This window comes from Pseudomonas sp. MWU16-30317 (assembly GCF_020515695.1).
Taxonomy (GTDB): domain Bacteria; phylum Pseudomonadota; class Gammaproteobacteria; order Pseudomonadales; family Pseudomonadaceae; genus Aquipseudomonas.
The window spans coordinates 131,107-147,644 of sequence record NZ_JAIWJA010000010.1 but is presented as its reverse complement, the minus strand read 5'-3'; the positions used below and the strand labels follow the sequence as shown (position 1 = coordinate 147,644).

The following is a 16,538-nucleotide window of genomic DNA, read 5'->3' as shown; positions in this document are numbered from 1 at the left end:
TCGACAATAAGGAAAACAAGATGGGATCAAAGCTTCGAATGACAGCGGTACTGGGTGTTTCGATGTTGCTGGCGGGCGTCGCTTGCGCCGAGGACTGGCAGGTGGCGAAGGACCAGGACGGCATTCAGGTGGCGCTCAGCGATATTGCTGGTTCCAAATACAAGGCCTATCGCGGCACGACCTTGATCAAGGCGCCGTTGGCCAAGGTTCGTACGCTACAGGAAGACGCCGCCGGAGCCTGTGCCTGGATTCATGAATGCAAGCAGCAAAAACTGCTCAAGCATGAAGGCGATGATGCCTGGACCTACACCCAATTCAATACGCCGATCATGGTCACGCCACGGGACTCGGTGCTCAAGGTCACCACCACTGTGAGTGCCGACGGTACGGTAACGCGCAAGCTACAGGGGGTGCCCACCTATATCCCTGAGGAGCCGGGTTTTGTGCGTGTCACCCAGGTGGAGGGCTACTGGAGGCTCACCCCCAAAAGTGCAGACAGCACCGAGGTAACCTACCAGGTGCATACCGAGCCGGGAGGAAGTGTACCGTCGTGGGTGGCGAACAAATTTGTCGTCGATGCGCCCTTCGAGACGCTTAAGTCACTAAAGGCACTGGCGGAAAAACCCTGACGGTACAGTTGCTGGTCATGTCGGCTCGTTCAGCAACTGTGACATACGACAGACAATAAAAAAGGCTGCCATCGAGGCAGCCTTTTTCGTTCGGGCGGGAAGTCTTACGCGCGATCTTCCAACTTGACGACATCGCGTGAAGGCTTGCCGGTGTACAGCTGGCGCGGGCGGCCGATCTTGTACGGGCTGGAGAGCATTTCTTTCCAGTGCGAAATCCAGCCGACCGTGCGTGCTAGGGCGAAGATCACCGTGAACATGCTGGTCGGAATGCCGATCGCCTTGAGAATGATGCCCGAGTAGAAGTCCACGTTCGGATACAGCGAGCGCTCGATGAAGTAGGGGTCGGTCAGGGCGATCTCTTCCAGGCGCATGGCCAGTTCGAGTTGCGGATCGTTCTGAATGCCCAATTCCTTCAAAACCTCATCGCAGGTCTGTTTCATGACCGTGGCGCGAGGGTCGCGGTTTTTGTACACGCGATGGCCGAAGCCCATCAGCTTGAACGGATCGTTCTTGTCCTTGGCCTTGGCGATGAACGTGTCGATGTTGGAAACATCGCCGATCTCATCGAGCATGGTCAGCACTGCCTCGTTGGCACCGCCGTGGGCGGGGCCCCAGAGCGCGGCGATACCGGCGGCGATACAGGCGAACGGGTTGGCACCCGAAGACCCCGCCAGGCGCACGGTAGAGGTCGAGGCGTTCTGTTCGTGGTCGGCATGGAGGATGAAAATCTTGTCCATGGCCTTGGCCAGCACCGGGCTGATCGGTTTGATCTCGCACGGGGTATTGAACATCATGTGCAGGAAGTTCTCCGCGTACGTCAGGTCGTTACGCGGGTACATCATGGGTTGGCCCATGGAGTACTTGTAAACCATGGCTGCCAGGGTCGGCATCTTGGCCACCAGGCGTACGGCAGAAATCTCGCGGTGCTGCGGATTATTGATGTCCAGCGAGTCGTGATAGAACGCCGACAGCGCACCGACCACGCCGCACATCACCGCCATCGGGTGAGCGTCACGACGGAAGCCGTTGAAGAAGGTCTTGAGCTGCTCGTGCACCATGGTGTGATTCTTCACGGTGCTGACGAACTTGGCTTTCTGTTCAGCGGTTGGCAGTTCACCGTTGAGCAGCAGGTAGCAGGTTTCGAGGTAGTCGGACTGTTCGGCCAACTGTTCGATGGGGTAGCCGCGGTGCAGCAGGACGCCTTTATCGCCGTCGATGTAGGTGATCTGCGACTCGCACGAAGCGGTCGACATGAAGCCTGGGTCGAAAGTGAACAGGCCCGAGGCCGTGAGCGACCGGACATCGATGACTTCTGGACCCACGGTGCCGGTTAAAATCGGCAGTTCGACGGGGGCTGCGCCCTCGATGATCAACTGCGCTTTTTTGTCAGCCATGTGGCCTCCTATTAATGCTTGGTATCATCAGACAGAACCCCCCACGCAGGGCCCGCACCACTATAGTGTGATAAATCCTAAAGTCAATTTGCTTGAAATACGCCTTTAGGAGCCTTGCAATATGACGTTTTCTTCGAACTTAAGCCCCATTTACGCCTTTTGTCGGTTCAATGCAATGCGCTATTCGGGGGAGGCCAGTGCGTTGTCATTAGTAGCCTAACTGTCTATACTCGGCAGCCGACCGCCTCGGGCTTTTTTGCCCATTCCGAGGGCGATCACTTCCTGGGTGGTGCGTACCTGACCAGTACACTTTCCCTACAACTTGCCCTGCTTGCTAGGGGCTCTTCAGTGTGAAAAAAAGCCGTGAATAGCCAACGACCTGTAAACCTAGACCTAAGGACCATCAAACTCCCGATCACTGGCGTTACGTCATTCCTTCATCGTGTTACCGGAATCATCCTCTTCGTCGGCCTCGCCATCATGCTCTACGCATTGGCCAAGTCGCTGGGGTCGGAAGACGGTTTCAACGATGTGAAAGCGTACCTGACCAGCCCGCTTGTGAAGCTGGTGATCTGGGCTCTGCTGTCCGCGCTGCTGTATCACATGGTGGCCGGTATACGCCATTTGCTCATGGATTCGGGTATCGGCGAGACGCTGGAAGGCGGCCGACTGGGCTCGAAAATCGTTATCGCCATCTCCGTGGTGCTAATCGTTCTGGCAGGAGTCTGGATATGGTAACCAACGTCACGAACCTCTCTCGTTCGGGCCTCTATGACTGGATGGCACAGCGTGTGTCTGCGGTCGTTCTCGCGGCTTATTTCCTGTTTCTGATCGTATGGGTCATTGCCCACCCTGGTCTGCAGTACGACCAGTGGCATGCTCTGTTCGCCCACAACGCAATGCGCATCTTCAGCCTGCTGGCGCTGGTAGCACTCAGTGCCCACGCCTGGGTAGGGATGTGGACGATCGCGACCGACTACCTGACGCCGATGGCGCTGGGCAAGTCCGCGACGGCAGTGCGTTTCCTCTTCCAGGTCGTATGCGGCGTTGCAATGTTCGCGTACTTCGTCTGGGGCGTGCAGATTCTTTGGGGTATCTGATCCATGGCTAACATCAACACCAATACATTCGACGCCATCATCATCGGTGGCGGCGGCGCAGGCATGCGTGCTGCGCTCCAGTTGGCTCAGGGCGGTCACAAGACTGCCGTAGTCACCAAGGTCTTCCCGACCCGTTCGCACACTGTATCTGCCCAGGGCGGCATCACCTGTGCCATCGCTTCGGCCGATCCGAACGATGACTGGCGCTGGCACATGTACGATACCGTCAAGGGTTCCGACTATATCGGTGACCAGGACGCTATCGAATACATGTGTTCCGTAGGTCCGGAGGCCGTGTTCGAACTCGAGCACATGGGCCTGCCGTTCTCTCGTACCGAGCAGGGTCGCATCTATCAGCGTCCGTTCGGTGGTCAGTCCAAGGACTTCGGTAAGGGTGGCCAGGCTGCCCGTACGTGCGCCGCCGCTGACCGTACTGGCCATGCGCTGCTGCACACTTTGTACCAGGCCAACCTCAAGGCTGGCACTGTATTCCTCAACGAATACTACGCAGTGGATCTGGTCAAGAATCAGGATGGCGCCATCGTAGGTGTCATCGCCATCTGCATCGAAACCGGTGAAACCACCTACATCCGCGCCAACGCAACCGTGCTGGCGACCGGCGGCGCCGGTCGTATCTACTCGTCGACGACCAACGCTCTGATCAATACCGGTGACGGTATCGGCATGGCCTTGCGTGCTGGCGTGCCGGTGCAGGACATTGAAATGTGGCAGTTCCACCCGACCGGCATCGCCGGCGCAGGTGTACTGGTCACAGAGGGTTGCCGCGGTGAAGGTGGTTACCTGATCAACAAGCACGGCGAGCGTTTCATGGAGCGCTATGCTCCGAACGCGAAAGACCTTGCGGGTCGTGACGTGGTTGCGCGTTCCATGGTCAAGGAAATCATCGCCGGCAACGGTTGTGGTCCTGACGGTGATCACGTGATGCTCAAGCTCGATCACCTGGGTGAAGAAGTCCTGCATAGCCGTCTGCCAGGTATCATGGAGCTGTCCAAGACCTTCGCACACGTGGATCCGGCCGTTGCGCCGATCCCGGTCGTGCCGACCTGCCACTACATGATGGGCGGCGTCGCCACCAACATTCATGGCCAGGCCATCACTCAGGATGCCAATGGCGTCGACACCATCATCCCGGGCCTGTTCGCGGTCGGTGAAGTGGCTTGTGTGTCGGTTCACGGTGCCAACCGTCTGGGCGGCAACTCGCTGCTCGATCTGGTGGTCTTCGGTCGTGCGGCGGGTCTGCACCTGGAGAAGGCGCTCAACGAAGGTATCGACTACCGTCGTGCCAGCGAAACCGATATCGACGTCGCTCTGGCGCGCCTCAACAGCCTGAACGAGCGTACCACTGGCGAAGACGTCGCCAGCTTGCGCAAAGAACTGCAAACCTGCATGCAGAACTACTTCGGGGTGTTCCGCACTGGCGAGTTCATGCAGAAAGGCATCGCTCAGCTGGCCGGCCTGCGTGAGCGCATTGCCAATGTCAAGATCAACGACAAGAGCCAGGGTTTCAACACTGCTCGAATCGAAGCCCTTGAGCTGCAGAACCTGCTGGAAGTCGCTGAAGCTACCGCGATTGCCGCAGAGCATCGCACCGAGTCCCGCGGCGCGCACGCCCGTGAAGACTATGAAGATCGTGACGACGAAAACTGGCTGTGCCACACCCTGTACTTCCCGGGTGAGAAGCGCGTAGCCAAGCGTGCCGTGAACTTCTCGCCGAAAACCGTTCCGACCTTCGAACCGAAGATCCGGACCTACTAAGGGTGGCCGCCATGTTGAAAGTCAGCGTTTATCGTTACAACCCGGACCAGGATAGTGCGCCGTCCATGCAGGACTTCCAGATCGACACCGGTGGCAAGGATGTCATGGTGCTGGACGTGCTGGCCCTGATCAAAGAGCAGGACGAAGGTTTCTCCTATCGTCGCTCTTGCCGCGAAGGTGTTTGCGGTTCGGATGGCATGAACATCAACGGCAAGAACGGCCTGGCGTGCATCACGCCGCTGTCCGCTGTCGTAAAAGGTAACAAGTTGGTGATCCGTCCATTGCCAGGTTTGCCGGTTATCCGTGACCTGGTCGTCGATATGAGCATCTTCTATAAGCAATACGAAAAGGTGAAGCCTTTCCTGCAGAACGACACGCCGGCTCCGGCCATCGAGCGTCTGCAGACGCCGGAAGAGCGCGAGAAGCTGGACGGTCTGTACGAGTGCATCCTGTGCGCTTGCTGCTCGACGTCCTGCCCGTCCTTCTGGTGGAACCCGGACAAGTTCCTGGGTCCTGCTGCACTGCTGCAAGCCTATCGTTTCCTGGCTGACAGCCGTGACACCAAGACCAGCGAGCGCCTGGCTTCACTTGATGATCCGTTCAGCGTATTCCGCTGCCGCGGCATCATGAACTGCGTGAACGTGTGCCCCAAAGGGTTGAACCCCACCAAGGCCATTGGTCACGTTCGCAACATGCTGCTCTCGAGCGGCGTGTAACAAAGATTCAAGAAGTGTTGCACCCGTAAGCCGCTGCAGTGCAGGTATGAGACCTGCGCTGCAGTGATAACCAAAGCGGCATCCCACAAGGTTGCAGCTTTTACTTTTGAAGTATTGAGACCAGCAGGGGCATCCGGGCTGGTACCCGGACTATCTGCGAGATCCTCGGTAGCTTGACCAGTCCGCGCCAATGGGACTTTTCGGGCACGCCGCGACATCTTGCCGATGGAGTCCCCTTACCGAGGGTGACCAAGCATGCAAGAAAGCGTGATGCAGCGCATGTGGAACAGCGCCCACCTTTCAGGTGGTAACGCTGCCTATGTGGAAGAGCTCTATGAGCTTTACCTGCACGACCCTAACGCTGTGCCAGAAGAATGGCGCACCTACTTTCAGAAGCTGCCTTCCGAGGGCAGTTCTGCCACCGATGTCTCGCACTCGACAATTCGCGACCATTTCGTGCTGCTGGCAAAGAACCAGCGCCGCGCTCAACCGGTCTCCGCCGGTAGCGTGAGCAGCGAGCACGAGAAGAAGCAAGTTGGCGTGCTGCGATTGATTCAGGCCTTCCGCATGCGCGGCCATCAAGCGGCCCAGCTGGACCCGCTGGGGCTCTGGCAGCGTCCGGTGCCGGCAGACCTGTCAATCAACCAGTACGGCATGACCAATGCCGATCTGGATACGACCTTCCGTGCCGGCGACCTGTTCATCGGCAAGGAGGAGGCGAGCCTACGCGAAATTCTCGAGGCTTTGCAGCAGACATATTGCCGCACCATCGGCTCCGAGTTCACCCACATCACCGATTCCGAGCAGCGCAGCTGGTTCCAGCAGCGTCTGGAGAGTGTGCGTGGGCGTCCGGTGTTCTCTGCCGAGATCAAGGGCCACGTCCTTGAGCGCGTCACGGCGGCGGAAGGTCTGGAAAAATATCTGGGTACCAAATACCCGGGCACCAAGCGCTTCGGCCTGGAAGGCGGCGAGAGCCTGATTCCGATGCTTGACGAGATGATCCAGCGTTCCGGCTCCTACGGCACCAAGGAAATCGTCATTGGCATGGCCCACCGCGGTCGTCTGAACGTGCTGGTCAACACCTTTGGCAAGAACCCGCGCGAGTTGTTCGACGAGTTCGAAGGCAAGAAGAAAGTCGAGCTGGGCTCCGGCGACGTTAAGTATCACCAGGGCTTCTCGTCCAACGTGATGACCGCAGGCGGCGAAGTTCACCTGGCCATGGCGTTCAACCCGTCCCACCTGGAAATCGTCTCGCCGGTGGTTGAGGGGTCGGTTCGTGCCCGTCAGGATCGTCGCAACGACAGCGTGGGCGACAAGGTCCTGCCGATCTCGATCCACGGTGACGCAGCCTTCGCCGGCCAGGGTGTGGTGCTGGAAACCTTCCAGATGTCCCAGACCCGCGGCTTCAAGACCGGCGGCACCATCCACATCGTGATCAACAACCAGGTCGGCTTCACCATTAGCAACCCGCTGGACGCGCGCTCTACCGAGTACGCCACCGACGTGGCCAAGATGATTCAAGCGCCGATCCTGCACGTCAACGGCGATGATCCGGAAGCGGTGGTGTTCGTTACCCAGCTGGCCATCGACTACCGCATGCAGTTCAAGCGCGACATCGTCATCGATCTGGTCTGCTACCGCCGTCGCGGCCACAACGAGGCCGACGAGCCTAGCGGCACTCAGCCGTTGATGTACCAGAAGATCGCCAAGCAGCCGACCACCCGCGAGCTCTACGCGCAAAGTCTGATCCAGACCGGTGCTCTGGACGAAGCCAGCGTGCAGTCGCAGATCGACGAATACCGCAACGCGCTGGACAACGGTCTGCACGTGGTGAAAAGCCTGGTCAAGGAGCCGAACAAGGAATTGTTCGTCGACTGGCGTCCGTATCTGGGTCACGCCTGGACCGCTCGTCACGACACCTCGTTCGATCTCAAGACCCTGCAAGAGCTGTCCGCCAAGCTGCTGGAAATTCCGGAAGGCTTCGTGGTTCAGCGCCAGGTTGCGAAAATCTACGAAGACCGCCAGAAAATGCAAGCCGGCGGCCTGCCGATCAACTGGGGTTACGCTGAAACCATGGCGTACGCGACCCTGGCGTTCGAAGGTCACCCGATCCGCATGACCGGCCAGGACATCGGCCGTGGCACCTTCTCGCACCGTCACGCGGTATTGCACAACCAGAAGGACGCCGGTACCTACGTCCCGCTGCAGAACCTCTTCGAAGGCCAGCCACGTTTCGATCTGTACGACTCGTTCCTGTCCGAAGAAGCGGTGCTGGCGTTCGAATACGGCTACTCCACCACTCAGCCTAACGCGCTGGTGATCTGGGAAGCCCAGTTCGGCGACTTCGCCAACGGCGCGCAAGTGGTGATCGACCAGTTCATCACCAGTGGCGAACACAAGTGGGGCCGTCTGTGTGGTCTGACCATGCTGCTGCCGCACGGTTATGAAGGGCAGGGGCCGGAACACTCCTCGGCCCGTCTGGAGCGTTATCTGCAGCTGTGCGCCGAGCACAATATTCAGGTGTGCGTACCGACCACTCCGGCACAGATCTACCATCTGCTGCGCCGCCAGGTGATTCGTCCGTTGCGCAAACCGCTGGTAGTGCTGACGCCGAAGTCGCTGCTGCGCCACAAGCTGGCAGTGTCGACCCTCGAAGATCTGGCCCACGGCTCGTTCCAGACGGTGATCCCGGAGATCGATACCCTCGATCCAGCCAAGGTCACGCGCCTGGTGCTGTGCAGCGGCAAGGTCTACTACGACCTGCTGGAAAAACGTCGCAACGAAGGTCGCGAAGATATCGCCATCGTGCGTATCGAGCAGCTGTACCCGTTCCCGGAAGACGACCTGATGGAGGCCATCGCGCCTTACACCAATCTGCAGAACGCAGTGTGGTGTCAGGAAGAGCCTATGAACCAGGGCGCCTGGTACAGCAGCCAGCATCACCTGCGTCGCAGTATCGGCAACCACGTGAAGGGGCTGGGACTCGAATATGCAGGTCGTGACGCTTCTGCTGCACCTGCCTGCGGATACGCTTCGATGCACGCCGAACAGCAGGAAAAACTGCTGAAAGACGCATTCACTGTCTAACGCCTTCGCGCTACTGAAACCGAATTTAAGGAATTACTGATAATGGCTATCGAGATCAAAGCCCCTACTTTCCCGGAATCGGTTGCCGATGGCACCGTTGCCACCTGGCACAAGAAACCGGGCGATGCAGTCAAGCGTGATGAGCTGATCGTCGACATCGAGACTGACAAGGTCGTCCTCGAAGTCCTGGCCACCGCTGACGGCGTCCTGGGCGCGATCGTCAAGAACGAAGGCGACACCGTTCTGTCCGACGAACTGCTGGCGACCATCGAAGAGGGCGGTGCTGCTGCCGCTCCGGCCGCCGCGGCTCCAGCTGTAGCGGCAACTGCCGCCGCTGCCCCTGCCGCTGGCGCAGGTGACGAAGATCCTATCGGCGCTCCGGCTGCCCGCAAACTGGCTGAAGAAAACGGCATTGCCCTGAGCAGCATCAAGGGCACTGGCAAGGACGGCCGCGTGACCAAGGAAGACGTGGTTGCCGCCATCGAAGCCAAGAAGTCCGCACCCGTTGCCGCCAAGCCGGCCGCGCCAGCTGCTGCTGCCCCGGTGGTGACCGCGCCTGGCGATCGCACCGAGAAGCGCGTGCCGATGACTCGTGTCCGTGCCACCGTTGCCCGTCGCCTGGTCGAAGCCCAGTCGAACATGGCCATGCTGACGACCTTCAACGAAGTCGACTTGACCGAAGTCATGGCGCTGCGTTCGAAGTACAAGGATCTGTTCGAGAAGTCCCACAACGGCGTACGCCTGGGCTTCATGTCGTTCTTCGTCAAGGCTGCCACCGAAGCGCTGAAACGCTTCCCGGCCGTCAACGCGTCGATCGATGGTGCAGACATCGTTTACCACGGCTATGCCGATATCGGTGTGGCCGTGTCCAGCGACCGTGGCCTGGTGGTTCCGGTCCTGCGTAACGCCGAGAGCATGAGCCTGGCTGAAATCGAAGGCGGCATCGCTGCCTATGGCAAGAAAGCCCGTGACGGCAAGCTGTCGATCGACGAAATGACTGGCGGTACGTTTACCATCACCAACGGTGGTACCTTCGGTTCGATGCTGTCGACTCCGATCGTCAACCCGCCACAAGCGGCCATTCTCGGCATGCACAACATCATTCAGCGTCCGGTGGCGATCAACAATCAGGTGGTCATCCGTCCGATGATGTACCTGGCGTTGTCCTACGATCACCGTCTGATCGATGGTAAAGAAGCCGTGACCTTCCTGGTGACCATCAAGAACCTGCTGGAAGACCCAGCTCGTCTGTTGCTGGATATCTGAAACAGCAGCTGCAAGCTGTAAGCGACAAGGCTCGATCCGTTCACGGCGTGTCTTGGCTTACGGCTTGAAGCTTGAAGCTTGAAGCTAATAGGAATTTATTTATGACCCAGAAATTCGACCTGGTAGTGATTGGCGCAGGCCCTGGCGGCTACGTGGCCGCCATCAAGGCTGCGCAGCTTGGCCTCAAGACTGCCTGCATCGAGAAGTATCAGGACAAGGAGGGCAAGCTGGCCCTGGGCGGTACTTGCCTGAACGTAGGTTGCATTCCCTCCAAGGCGCTGCTGGACAGCTCCTGGAAGTTCCATGAAGCCGAGTCCGGCTTCGCCATCCATGGTATCAACCACGCTGGCGTGACCATGGACGTACCGGCCATGGTCGGTCGCAAGGCCAATATCGTCAAAGGCCTGACCTCTGGTGTTGCCACCCTGTTCAAAGCCAACGGCGTGACCACCCTGCAAGGCCACGGCAAGCTGCTGGCCGGCAAGAAAGTCGAAGTCACCGGTGTCGACGGCACTGTTGAAGTAATCGAGGCCGATAACGTGATCTTGGCTTCCGGTTCGCGTCCGATCGATATTCCACCGGCTCCGGTCGACCAGAACGTTATCGTCGATTCCACCGGTGCTCTGGAATTCCAGACTGTACCTAAGCGTCTGGGCGTGATCGGCGCTGGCGTCATCGGTCTGGAACTGGGTTCGGTATGGTCGCGTCTGGGTGCTCAGGTCACCGTGCTTGAAGCGCTGGAAACCTTCCTGGTCGCCGCCGATGCCGCAGTGTCCAAGGAAGCCTACAAGACCCTGACCAAACAAGGCCTGGACATCAAGCTGGGCGCTCGCGTCACGGGCTCCAAGGTCAACGGCGAAGAAGTCGTGGTCACCTACACTGACGCCAATGGCGAGCAGACCATCACTTTCGACAAGCTGATCGTTGCCGTTGGTCGCCGTCCTGTGACCACCGAATTGCTGGCCACTGACAGCGGTGTAGACATCGACGAACGTGGTTTCATCTTCGTCGACGATTACTGTGCCACCAGCGTACCGGGCGTCTACGCCATCGGTGACGTGGTCCGCGGCATGATGCTGGCCCACAAGGCTTCTGAAGAGGGCATCATGGTCGTCGAGCGCATCAAGGGTCACAAGACCCAGATGAACTACGACCTGATCCCATCGGTCATCTACACTCACCCGGAAATCGCGTGGGTCGGCAAGACCGAACAGGCCTTGAAGGCTGAAGGCGTTGAAGTTAACGTGGGCACCTTCCCGTTCGCCGCCAGTGGCCGTGCCATGGCTGCAAACGATACCGGCGGTTTCGTCAAGGTCATCGCCGACGCCAAGACTGACCGCGTATTGGGTGTTCACGTCATTGGCCCGAGCGCTGCAGAACTGGTTCAGCAGGGCGCGATCGGCATGGAATTCGGCACCAGTGCCGAAGACTTGGGGATGATGGTGTTCTCGCACCCGACCCTGTCCGAAGCCCTGCACGAAGCGGCCTTGGCTGTGAATGGCGGCGCCATCCACATTGCCAACCGCAAAAAGCGTTAAACAATAAGAAACCACGACGCGCTGCCCGTCGTGAGCCCTGCCTGCAGGGCCCACCGCGGAATGTTCGTCGGACTCGACCTCGCAAGGTCTCGATTCAGGCCAGGTCCACGCGCCGTCGGCCGGGATAGGGTTCTTGCGAGCAGCAGTCACAGGTGGTGCGGCACTTTCACAGTGCAGCGCCGAACGCGCAGTACCTAACGAAGACGGTAATAAGCATGAATCTTCACGAGTATCAGGGTAAGCAGCTGTTCGCTGAGTACGGCCTGCCAGTATCGACAGGTTACGCAGTAGACACCCCCGAAGCAGCGGCAGAAGCCTGCGACAAGATCGGTGGCACTGAATGGGTCGTCAAGGCTCAGGTCCACGCCGGTGGTCGCGGTAAAGCGGGCGGCGTCAAGCTGGTTCGCAGCAAGGAAGACGCCAAGGCTTTCGCACAGCAGTGGTTGGGCAAGCGTCTGGTGACTTACCAGACTGACGCCAACGGTCAACCCGTCACCAAGATCCTGGTCGAATCCTGCACCGACATCGCCAAAGAGCTGTACCTGGGCGCCGTTGTAGACCGTTCGAGCCGCCGTATCGTGTTCATGGCTTCCACCGAAGGTGGCGTGGACATCGAGAAGATCGCTCACGACACTCCTGAAAAGATTCTCAAGGCCACTATCGATCCACTGGTTGGCGCTCAGCCATTCCAGGGTCGTGACCTGGCGTTCCAACTGGGTCTGGAAGGCAAGCAAGTCGCCCAGTTCGCCAAGATCTTCGTCGGCCTGGCCAAGCTGTTCCAGGACCACGATCTGGCCCTGCTGGAAGTCAATCCGCTGGTGATCAAGGCTGATGGCGATCTGCATTGCCTGGACGCCAAGATCAACATCGACGCCAACGCCATGTATCGTCAGCCGAAGCTCAAGGGCTTCCACGATCCATCGCAGGACGACCCGCGCGAAGCTCACGCTGCCAAGTTCGAACTGAACTACGTTGCCCTTGAAGGCAACATCGGCTGCATGGTCAATGGTGCTGGCCTGGCCATGGGTACCATGGACATCGTCAACCTGCACGGCGGCAAGCCAGCCAACTTCCTCGACGTAGGCGGTGGTGCTACCAAAGAGCGCGTAACCGAAGCGTTCAAGATCATTCTGTCCGACACCAACGTCGCGGCCGTTCTGGTCAACATCTTCGGCGGCATCGTTCGCTGCGACATGATTGCCGAAGGCATCATTGGCGCCGTGAAAGAAGTCGGCGTGAAAATCCCGGTCGTTGTCCGTCTTGAAGGCAACAACGCTGACCTGGGCGCTAAAGTACTGGCAGAAAGCGGTCTGAACATCATCGCTGCTACCAGCCTGACCGACGCTGCTCAACAAGTCGTCAAAGCTGCGGAGGGCAAGTAATGAGCGTCCTGATCAATAAAGACACCAAAGTCATCTGCCAGGGCTTCACCGGCTCGCAAGGTACTTTCCACTCCGAACAAGCCATCGCCTACGGCACCAAGATGGTCGGCGGCGTTACCCCAGGCAAAGGCGGCACCACGCACCTGAACCTGCCGGTATTCAACACTGTTCGCGAAGCTGTGGAAAAGACCGGCGCTACTGCCAGTGTGATCTACGTACCGGCTCCGTTCTGCAAGGACTCCATCCTTGAAGCGGCGTTCGGCGGCATCAAGCTGATCATCTGCATCACTGAAGGCATTCCTACCCTGGACATGCTGGACGCGAAGGTCAAATGCGACGAGCTGGGCGTTACCCTGATCGGCCCTAACTGCCCAGGCGTGATCACGCCGGGCGAGTGCAAGATCGGCATCATGCCTGGTCACATTCACTTGCCAGGCAAGGTCGGTATCGTTTCCCGTTCCGGCACCCTGACCTATGAAGCCGTGAAGCAGACCACTGACGCCGGTTTCGGTCAGTCCACCTGTGTCGGCATCGGCGGTGACCCGATCCCGGGCTCCAACTTCATCGACATCCTGAAGCTGTTCCAGGAAGACCCGAAGACCGAAGCGATCGTCATGATCGGCGAGATCGGCGGTTCGGCTGAAGAAGAAGCGGCGGCCTACATCAAGGCTAACGTGACCAAGCCTGTGGTTTCCTACATTGCGGGTGTGACTGCTCCTCCGGGCAAGCGCATGGGCCATGCTGGCGCGATCATCTCCGGCGGCAAAGGCACTGCAGACGAGAAATTCGCTGCGCTGCAAGACGCTGGCGTGAAGACCGTGCGTTCGCTGGCCGACATCGGCAAGGCCCTGGCCGAGCTGACTGGCTGGGAAGTCAAGAAGGCCTAAGGCTGGATTGATCGCTCTGCACACAAAGGCCACCTTCGGGTGGCCTTTGTCGTTGTTGTGGGCGGCAACTGCTCGACAACCAGTTATTGAAGGTAGGACGCGTCTGATTCTGGTGCGCTTTATCGGTTCTCGGCCCTTAAAAAGTGCGTTTTATGCGCATTTTCGCTACCCTAGCCGCCGCTTTGCGCGTGTTGCCCTCAAAAGGGGCTGACGTGCTCTTAAGGATTGGCCTCCATCGCGGCCGATCACATTTCCCGCACCCTTGGGAAATCCCCCTCTAAATTCCGATTTGAATGTGTGGTTTCCCCCTGATGAAAGTGTTGAAAGGCCAGGACATCCTGGCACTGGGTTTCATGACCTTCGCCCTGTTCGTGGGCGCCGGCAACATCATTTTCCCGCCAATGGTCGGCCTGCAGGCGGGGCCCCATGTGTGGATGGCAGCGCTGGGCTTCCTGATCACGGCTGTCGGCCTGCCGGTCGTCACGGTAGTGGCGCTGGCCAAGGTCGGCGGTGGCATGGATGCACTCAGCAGCCCGATCGGCAAAGTGGCCGGCGGTATCCTGGCGGCGGTGTGCTATCTGGCGGTAGGGCCGTTGTTCGCGACGCCGCGCACGGCCACGGTGTCTTTCGAAGTCGGCATGGCGCCGCTCACAGGTGACGGCCCATTGCCGCTGTTCCTCTACAGCCTGGTGTATTTCATCCTGGTGTTCTTCATCTCGCTGTACCCGGGCAAGCTGCTGGACACGGTAGGGCGCTTTCTGGCGCCGTTGAAGATCGTCGCCTTGGCTGCGCTGGGGATTGCCGCGTTCGTGCTGCCGGCTGGTCCCATTGGTGACGCGGTACCCGAGTATGCGGCCTCGCCGTTCTCGCAGGGGTTCATCAATGGTTACCTGACCATGGATACCCTTGGGGCGCTGGTGTTTGGCATCGTCATCGTCAATGCCATCCGTTCGCGCGGCGTCGAGTCGCCGCAGTTGATTACCCGCTACGCGATCATTGCCGGCCTGATCGCCGGGGTTGGCCTGGCACTGGTCTACTTCAGCCTGTTCCGCTTGGGCGCGGGCAGCCACTCCATCGCTGCGGGCGCGGGTAATGGCGCGGCGGTATTGCACGCTTATGTGCAACACACCTTCGGGTCGATCGGTAGCGTATTTTTGGCGGTACTGATCTCGCTGGCGTGCCTTGTCACTGCGGTGGGCCTGACCTGTGCGTGTGCCGAGTATTTCAGCGAGGCGCTGCGACTGCCCTATAAAGCCCTGGTCGTCGCGCTGGCCTTGTTTTCGTTGCTGGTGTCGAACCTCGGATTGACCAACCTGATTCACTTCTCGATCCCGGTGCTGACGGCAATCTACCCGCCGTGCATCGCGTTGGTAGCGTTGAGTTTTTGCAAAGGGTTCTGGCATTCGCAAGGGCGCATCGTGGCGCCGGTGATGCTGGTCGCGTTGGTGTTCGGTATGGTCGATGCGATCAAAGGCACCAGCTACGCCAGCTACCTGCCGGACGTGTTGGCACACTTGCCGCTGAGTGATCAAGGCCTGGCCTGGCTGGTGCCGTCGGTGCTGGCGCTGCTGGCGGCGGTGATCTGTGATCGCTTGCTGGGTCGGCCGGAACATGCGGTGGCGTAATGCCTGGAATTCCTGCGGATTGTTCGTTGCGCTTTAGGCGGCGAAAGGGCTGTCAGAGCGCCACATAATCCGCAGGATGAACTCTTCGCGCCCATAAATGCTACGCTCCTGCACTCAATGACTCAGGAGAGCAGGGCACATGGCGATGGCGATTGGCGGGTTTTTCGAGCTTGAATTCAATCGCGGGACCACGCTGTACCCTCAGGCGCTAGGGTTCAACAGCGCCCGCTTCGCTTTGCAGGCGTTGCTGCAGGCCAGCGTCATCAAGCGCCTCTACCTCCCCGACTATACCTGTTCGACCATGCATGACGCTGCGCTACGCTCGGGTGTGGAGGTGGTGCGCTACCCAGTCGATGATCAGTTGCAACCGGTGGAGTTGCCCACCTTGAATGCCGACGAGTATCTGCAATACGTCAATTACTTCGGGCTCAAGGATGAGTACATCCGCCAGCGACTGTGGCCGGCGTTGTCCGGGCGATTGATCATCGATAATGCTCAGAGCCTGTTCAGTGCGCCTCTGGACGGCGTCCCCACGCTGTATTCCCCGCGCAAGTTCGTTGGCGTTCCGGACGGTGGCTGGCTGGTCAACGGCCCGGCGGATATACCGGACCTCGAGCCAGGCAGCAGCGAAGGCCGTACCCGGGCGTTGATAGGGCGGTTGGAAGCCGGTCCAGAGCCGTTTTACGGGACGTTTATCGAGGTCGAGCACAGCATTCGCGACGAGGGCATGCGTGGCATGTCGGCCCTTACGGCGCGTTTGCTCGATGGCATTGATTACTCACGCATCCAGGCACGTCGCCAAGCCAACTTCGCCGTGCTGCGCGAGCGCCTCGATGGGCTCAATGGCTTCAGTCTTTTTGCCGGGGTGAGCGCGCCCATGGTCTACCCGTTGCTGCTCGCCAGTGCGGAACAGGCCAATCAGGTGCGCAGCGCGTTGCAGCAGCAGCGCATCTACGTGGCGACCTACTGGCGTGAGTTGCTGGATGACCCAGCCCTGGGCGCGGCGGCCAGGCGCTGGACGGAGTGCATGCTGCCGTTGCCCATCGACCAGCGTTACGATGATGGCGATATGGAACGAGTGGCTGGCGCCGTTCTCCAAGCTTTAGGACGCACATAAAAGGGCCCGGGTCGTCCGCAT

13 protein-coding genes are annotated in these 16,538 nt (G+C 59.4%); 12 read left to right on the top strand and 1 reads right to left on the bottom strand.

Annotation, left to right across the window (positions count from 1 at the left end):
* Nucleotides 1-20 precede the first annotated feature (20 nt).
* Nucleotides 21-629 (top strand): START domain-containing protein, encoded by a 609-nt coding sequence (locus LIX93_RS24290; RefSeq protein WP_226506613.1) that lies wholly within the window; start codon nucleotides 21-23, stop codon nucleotides 627-629.
* Nucleotides 630-733: 104 nt separating this feature from the next.
* Here the strand turns inward: LIX93_RS24290 and gltA are convergent, their stop codons facing one another.
* Nucleotides 734-2,023 (bottom strand): citrate synthase, encoded by a 1,290-nt coding sequence (gene gltA, locus LIX93_RS24285; RefSeq protein ID WP_226506612.1) that lies wholly within the window; start codon nucleotides 2,021-2,023, stop codon nucleotides 734-736.
* Nucleotides 2,024-2,386: 363 nt separating this feature from the next.
* Between gltA and sdhC the strand changes: the two genes are divergently transcribed.
* From sdhC to LIX93_RS24230, 11 genes are all read left to right on the top strand, one after another.
* The gene (sdhC, locus tag LIX93_RS24280; RefSeq protein WP_226506611.1) at nucleotides 2,387-2,761 is read left to right on the top strand and encodes a succinate dehydrogenase, cytochrome b556 subunit; all 375 of its coding nucleotides are present in this window, start codon (nucleotides 2,387-2,389) and stop codon (nucleotides 2,759-2,761) included.
* On the top strand, nucleotides 2,755-3,123 hold the full coding sequence (gene sdhD, locus LIX93_RS24275; RefSeq protein ID WP_226506610.1) for a succinate dehydrogenase, hydrophobic membrane anchor protein: 369 nt from the start codon (nucleotides 2,755-2,757) through the stop codon (nucleotides 3,121-3,123). Before sdhC ends, sdhD begins: the two co-directional genes overlap by 7 nt.
* Nucleotides 3,124-3,126: 3 nt before the next feature.
* Nucleotides 3,127-4,899 carry a succinate dehydrogenase flavoprotein subunit gene (sdhA, locus tag LIX93_RS24270; RefSeq protein WP_226506609.1) on the top strand — a complete coding sequence of 591 codons (1,773 nt, stop codon included), beginning with the start codon at nucleotides 3,127-3,129 and terminating at the stop codon, nucleotides 4,897-4,899.
* Between the two features lie 11 nt (nucleotides 4,900-4,910).
* On the top strand, nucleotides 4,911-5,615 hold the full coding sequence (locus LIX93_RS24265; RefSeq protein WP_226506608.1) for a succinate dehydrogenase iron-sulfur subunit: 705 nt from the start codon (nucleotides 4,911-4,913) through the stop codon (nucleotides 5,613-5,615).
* 255 nt (nucleotides 5,616-5,870) lie between these two features.
* On the top strand, nucleotides 5,871-8,702 hold the full coding sequence (locus LIX93_RS24260) for a 2-oxoglutarate dehydrogenase E1 component (protein ID WP_226506607.1): 2,832 nt from the start codon (nucleotides 5,871-5,873) through the stop codon (nucleotides 8,700-8,702).
* A 42-nt stretch (nucleotides 8,703-8,744) separates the two neighbouring features.
* A complete protein-coding gene (gene odhB, locus LIX93_RS24255) occupies nucleotides 8,745-9,968 on the top strand; it encodes a 2-oxoglutarate dehydrogenase complex dihydrolipoyllysine-residue succinyltransferase (protein WP_226506606.1) in 1,224 nt (407 codons plus the stop codon).
* 101 nt (nucleotides 9,969-10,069) lie between these two features.
* Nucleotides 10,070-11,506 (top strand): dihydrolipoyl dehydrogenase, encoded by a 1,437-nt coding sequence (gene lpdA, locus LIX93_RS24250; protein ID WP_226506605.1) that lies wholly within the window; start codon nucleotides 10,070-10,072, stop codon nucleotides 11,504-11,506.
* Nucleotides 11,507-11,721: 215 nt separating this feature from the next.
* Nucleotides 11,722-12,888 carry an ADP-forming succinate--CoA ligase subunit beta gene (sucC, locus tag LIX93_RS24245; protein ID WP_226506604.1) on the top strand — a complete coding sequence of 389 codons (1,167 nt, stop codon included), beginning with the start codon at nucleotides 11,722-11,724 and terminating at the stop codon, nucleotides 12,886-12,888.
* Nucleotides 12,888-13,775 carry a succinate--CoA ligase subunit alpha gene (gene sucD / locus LIX93_RS24240; RefSeq protein WP_226506603.1) on the top strand — a complete coding sequence of 296 codons (888 nt, stop codon included), beginning with the start codon at nucleotides 12,888-12,890 and terminating at the stop codon, nucleotides 13,773-13,775. The genes sucC and sucD overlap by 1 nt, the downstream gene beginning before the upstream one ends.
* Before the next feature lie 311 nt (nucleotides 13,776-14,086).
* Entirely contained in the window at nucleotides 14,087-15,400 is a 1,314-nt protein-coding gene (gene brnQ, locus LIX93_RS24235; protein ID WP_226506602.1) for a branched-chain amino acid transport system II carrier protein, read from the top strand.
* Nucleotides 15,401-15,539: 139 nt separating this feature from the next.
* Nucleotides 15,540-16,517, top strand: a complete 978-nt coding sequence (locus tag LIX93_RS24230) for a hypothetical protein (protein WP_226506601.1) — start codon at nucleotides 15,540-15,542, stop codon at nucleotides 16,515-16,517.
* The last annotated feature ends 21 nt before the right edge of the window (nucleotides 16,518-16,538 follow it).

Bases quoted from the DNA above. Each gene is read 5' to 3' on its own strand.
- LIX93_RS24290 (WP_226506613.1), top strand. From the start codon at position 21: ATGGGATCAAAGCTTCGAATGACAGCGGTACTGGGTGTTTCGATGTTG.
- gltA (WP_226506612.1), bottom strand. From the start codon at position 2,023: ATGGCTGACAAAAAAGCGCAGTTGATCATCGAGGGCGCAGCCCCCGTC.
- sdhD (WP_226506610.1), top strand. From the start codon at position 2,755: ATGGTAACCAACGTCACGAACCTCTCTCGTTCGGGCCTCTATGACTGG.
- sdhA (WP_226506609.1), top strand. From the start codon at position 3,127: ATGGCTAACATCAACACCAATACATTCGACGCCATCATCATCGGTGGC.
- LIX93_RS24265 (WP_226506608.1), top strand. From the start codon at position 4,911: ATGTTGAAAGTCAGCGTTTATCGTTACAACCCGGACCAGGATAGTGCG.
- LIX93_RS24260 (WP_226506607.1), top strand. From the start codon at position 5,871: ATGCAAGAAAGCGTGATGCAGCGCATGTGGAACAGCGCCCACCTTTCA.
- odhB (WP_226506606.1), top strand. From the start codon at position 8,745: ATGGCTATCGAGATCAAAGCCCCTACTTTCCCGGAATCGGTTGCCGAT.
- lpdA (WP_226506605.1), top strand. From the start codon at position 10,070: ATGACCCAGAAATTCGACCTGGTAGTGATTGGCGCAGGCCCTGGCGGC.
- sucC (WP_226506604.1), top strand. From the start codon at position 11,722: ATGAATCTTCACGAGTATCAGGGTAAGCAGCTGTTCGCTGAGTACGGC.
- sucD (WP_226506603.1), top strand. From the start codon at position 12,888: ATGAGCGTCCTGATCAATAAAGACACCAAAGTCATCTGCCAGGGCTTC.
- brnQ (WP_226506602.1), top strand. From the start codon at position 14,087: ATGAAAGTGTTGAAAGGCCAGGACATCCTGGCACTGGGTTTCATGACC.
- LIX93_RS24230 (WP_226506601.1), top strand. From the start codon at position 15,540: ATGGCGATGGCGATTGGCGGGTTTTTCGAGCTTGAATTCAATCGCGGG.